Below are 4,088 nucleotides of genomic sequence, written 5' to 3'. Positions count from 1 at the left end.
CCATTGTTCAAATTTTTCTTCTTTAGAAGAAAAATCTTCCAATTAGCGTTTCAACGAGCTGGGAGATATGCTCGCCAGCTGTTGTAGTTTGTTTTCCCCCACCTAAAGAGGAAGGGGACATCTTAAAGCTCGTTATATTATCCACCAGCACAAAGACACCCGTTTTATCTTCCCTGCATCTGCACAATAAGTCTGATAGCATTCATGCCCAAACCGGTTATCCTGCCTACCTCCTCAGGGTCATATCCTGCCTGCAACAGCTTTTTGGCTATTCCTGTTGCATCCTCCTCTGGTGGCTTGTTATCCTGAGCTTGCGTAGCCACAGCCTCCCCGGATGCTCCTGCCGGTCCGATGTCATCCGCTTCTTCTACGACATTCAGTCCCAAATCATTCTGAGCTGCCTCCAAAGTCATGGATGCCTCCCGGATATATTCCAGTGCCTTTATCTGCGCATCGGACATTTCTCCTTCCGGATCCTGCCCAGCTTCTTCATTCCCCATAAAGTCTGCCGGGGAAGCTTCTCCTGGCATATCATTGGCCACATCATCATATTCAACAGCCATGGAACTGAAATCACTTTTATTAATATTGTCTTCCAATACCTGGGCAAATTCGTTATTCCCAACCTCAGATGGCTTCTCAATATCATTTGTCTGCATACGCTGCAATTCATTTATACGGCGTTCCAGCTGCCTTGACTTGGAATCGGCTTCCTTAAGCAGCTTTTCCAAATGATCTATATGACCCGCCATCCGGCTGATAATTTCATCAGCCGATTGTTCAAGCTCATAACGCAGCCTGCCTGCTGAAGCCTCAATTACTTCAGGATCATCGTCTGCCTTCTGTAACTGGCGCTTTGCCAACAATACAATAATCGCTCCAACAATTATTATGAAGCCCAATATCTCTGTGGTCATCAAAATCTCCCATTAAAAACTGATATCTATATTTTGTCCCCTATATTGATCAACGGCCATTTTTTCCTGGGTATCCTCCTGCAGCATTTCTTCATCCTCAGGAGCTCCGGCATCGCGCTTTTTCCCGCGGTAGCCACCCTTTCCTTTTTCCTCATCAGGATTATTTTTTATTTTTTCACCTTCAGCCTCTTCCTTGCTGCGGACCTGCTTCTGTATCCGTTCCTGCTGTTGACGGTCCTTTAATGCCTGATTATCATGGACAACTGCACCATGCTGATTGATATTGTGCTGAACCTGACCAACATCCGTTGACTGAGGTACTGTCATTCTGATGTTCATTGGGCTAAAATCCATACAAACAGCCCCTTTCCTCTATCAATAGGCACCTATCTTAATAAAATCATCCTCAACATACTGGGTACAATGACTTTCCTCCACCTGAACATTTTTCATGATGGAATTAATACTTAATTTTACACCAGGATACATTATATCCTTGACTCTCACACGACCACGCTTCATTTTCTGAAGCTCTGTATCCAGTTCCTTCAAAGTACGCTCATTGCGTTCCACAATACCTGCCAATGGGAACTGGGACTGAACCAGTGCATGTATGCGTTCAGCCTTATCAGGCGGCATCTGGCTTATATCAATCTTCCCCAGGGTATTTACCATTTTCATTACCTGGTCAAGACGCTTTTTTGCTTCATTGTATTCCTTTAATACTGTCTGATATTTCTTTTGCAGCATCGGATTGACACCAACGGTAATCCTTGTTGCAACATTCATCGTATTGCCAATCGTATTGGCCCTGACTTCCTCGCCTGCAGCCAAAAAGCCACCGTTTACAAGGCCTCTGCGCCCTTCTACTGCTAATGTGTGTCCCGCCCTTATGGTTGAGTGCATGGCAACATCAGAGATAATCACATTTCCACCAGCTTCTATATCAGCATTTTCAACAAAAACTGCATGAAAATCATCACTGGCGCGTACCACACCACGGTTCATGCCCTGAACTCCGCCACCAACAAACACATTACGGCCAGTCACATCTCCACCGCTTATCATTCCCTTTATCTCAATGTCACCGGTAGCTTTTAATATGAAGCCGGCCTGTACACTGCCATTAACCGTTACACCACCTATAAAATCAATATTTCCGGTGGCCATACCCACATCGCCCTTAATATCGAGATGGGGATCCACACTGATTTTACTGCCGGTATCCACTATCTGGCCATCAATCTCAGCTACAACAAAATTCTCGTCTTTAACAACCGTATTCTTACCGTTGGGCAATGGCTTTGGTTTACCGGGCTTTTGACGCACCGGGTTGCCATGAACATTTGTACCTGGCGTACCTGTAGTATGAGGTATTCTTTCTGCCAAAATCTGACCTTTGCGGGCCAGACAAAATATATTGAGGTTCTTATAATCTACACGGTCATATTCATCTACAACCGGACGACCCATTATTCCTGCATCAAATTTTCTGCTTACCTGCGCATCCAAGCCATTCTCCGGTGGAACTCCGCGGGCAACCTTTGTCAGTCTGCCACTGGCAGCAGCTTCCTTAATTGCTTCTTCATCTATTCCGAAAACGATATTCTTCTGGCTCAAGGCCTCCTTAATCATCGATTCGTTTGGTATAGTTTCATTATCCTTTACATCAAAACGAACCATCACTTCCATCTTGTCCTTGGAGACATCGACAAAGACCTTTCCATATACCCGCTTTGCTTCCAATTCCGCTTCAGAAATCTGCACGGAAATATTTGGATTACTATCTTCCCCCACCTTGTAGTTCGGAGGCAACAAAAAGCTATCAGCCAATTTGGTTGATTCTCCTGAAGCTTCGCGCACTACACGGGCCAAAAGCTCCAAATCATAATTATCAACACTAAATTCGCTTAAAATCTGTCGCATATCCGACAATTCAAATTGTATTCCTGGCTCCTTTGAGTCGTATACTGTCAAGTACACGCCATCAGTACGGAATTCAAACAAATACCCAGAATCCTGGCTCCCCACCTTGGGAACTGATTTTTCATTCTCCATAAACAGCCCTCCCTGGTTATCTTACTTACCCAACAGATAACCTGCATTAGACCTCCATGTCCTCTGCCGATCCGAGTAATTTAAACCTCATTAATCTCATTGGCCAAAAATCCACGCAATTTAAACACTGCCTTGGTATGTAGCTGACAAATACGCGCTTCAGACAAGTGCAAGACCCTGCTGATTTCCTTCATTGTTAATTCTTCATGATAATACAACGACACAACCAGTCTCTCTTTTTCAGACAGCTGGTCTATGGCCTTTGCCAGTGTTTCTTTCAATTCAATTGCTTCCAAACTTTTGGTCGGATCCGAAACAACAGCAGCTGTTGTCTCAGACTTTATATATTCTCCAAGAGGGATTATAGTAGAAGCACTCACCTGCTGTTCCAAAGCATACAGCTGCTCCAAGCTCAATTCAAGCTCCTGAGCCAATTCATCATCTGTTGGAGTGCGGCCCAAATTTCCCTCTAAAGCAATAATCGCCGATTCATATCTTTTTATTTTCTGACGCAACGAAACAGATATCCAATCCCGTGAGCGAAGATCATCCTTCATCGCTCCACTTATCCTGATACCTGCATAAGTTTCAAATTTATTTCCTCTGTTATAATCATACCTGTCAATAGCATCCATCAAGCCAAAATATCCACTTACCTTTAGGTCATCAGTATCAATATGGCTTGGCAAACTAATTGCCAGCCGCCCTGCTATTGCATTGACCAGTGGAAGATAATGCTCAACAAGTTTATTCCTGACTTCCAAATCCCTATTACAGCTATAAAGCATCCATAACCGATTGACTTCTTCAGGAGTTAACTCTGTACCTTGCACTATATCTCACCACCAATAATATTATAACGCCATTGTCTAAATTTTTCTTCTTCAGGCGGGAAGTACGATTACCACCTGTCATGGTTTGCCTCCTCCATAGCAGAAGGAGAACCCCTTCATATTTACTGCAATAAACTTCCCTTATAACGCCATTGTTCAAATTTTTCTTCTTTAGAAGAAAAATCTTCCAATTAGCGTTTCAACGAGCTGGGAGATATGCTCGCCAGCTGTTGTAGTTTGTTTTCCCCCACCTAAAGAGGAAGGGGACATCTTAAAGCTC

5 protein-coding genes are annotated in these 4,088 nt (G+C 43.8%); all 5 read right to left on the bottom strand.

Annotation, left to right across the window (positions count from 1 at the left end; all coding sequences use genetic code 11):
• Positions 1-164: 164 nt before the first annotated feature.
• The 5 genes from K6C05_RS07795 to K6C05_RS07775 all read right to left on the bottom strand — a co-directional run bounded on the left by K6C05_RS07795 (position 165) and on the right by K6C05_RS07775 (position 3,968).
• Positions 165-917, bottom strand: coding sequence for a hypothetical protein (locus K6C05_RS07795; protein ID WP_296733321.1), 753 nt, complete (start codon positions 915-917; stop codon positions 165-167).
• A gap of 12 nt (positions 918-929) precedes the next feature.
• The gene (locus tag K6C05_RS07790; RefSeq protein WP_296733319.1) at positions 930-1,271 is read right to left on the bottom strand and encodes a hypothetical protein; all 342 of its coding nucleotides are present in this window, start codon (positions 1,269-1,271) and stop codon (positions 930-932) included.
• A 21-nt stretch (positions 1,272-1,292) separates the two neighbouring features.
• The gene (locus tag K6C05_RS07785; RefSeq protein WP_296733316.1) at positions 1,293-2,975 is read right to left on the bottom strand and encodes a FapA family protein; all 1,683 of its coding nucleotides are present in this window, start codon (positions 2,973-2,975) and stop codon (positions 1,293-1,295) included.
• 80 nt (positions 2,976-3,055) lie between these two features.
• On the bottom strand, positions 3,056-3,763 hold the full coding sequence (locus K6C05_RS07780; RefSeq protein ID WP_296733323.1) for a FliA/WhiG family RNA polymerase sigma factor: 708 nt from the start codon (positions 3,761-3,763) through the stop codon (positions 3,056-3,058).
• A gap of 19 nt (positions 3,764-3,782) precedes the next feature.
• Positions 3,783-3,968 (bottom strand): hypothetical protein, encoded by a 186-nt coding sequence (locus K6C05_RS07775; RefSeq protein ID WP_296733314.1) that lies wholly within the window; start codon positions 3,966-3,968, stop codon positions 3,783-3,785.
• Between the last annotated feature and the right edge of the window lie 120 nt (positions 3,969-4,088).

The organism is Anaerovibrio sp., from assembly GCF_024697385.1.
Lineage (GTDB): Bacteria > Bacillota > Negativicutes > Selenomonadales > Selenomonadaceae > Anaerovibrio.
The sequence above is the reverse complement of the archived record's forward strand: the minus strand, read 5'-3'. Positions and strand labels throughout refer to the sequence as shown.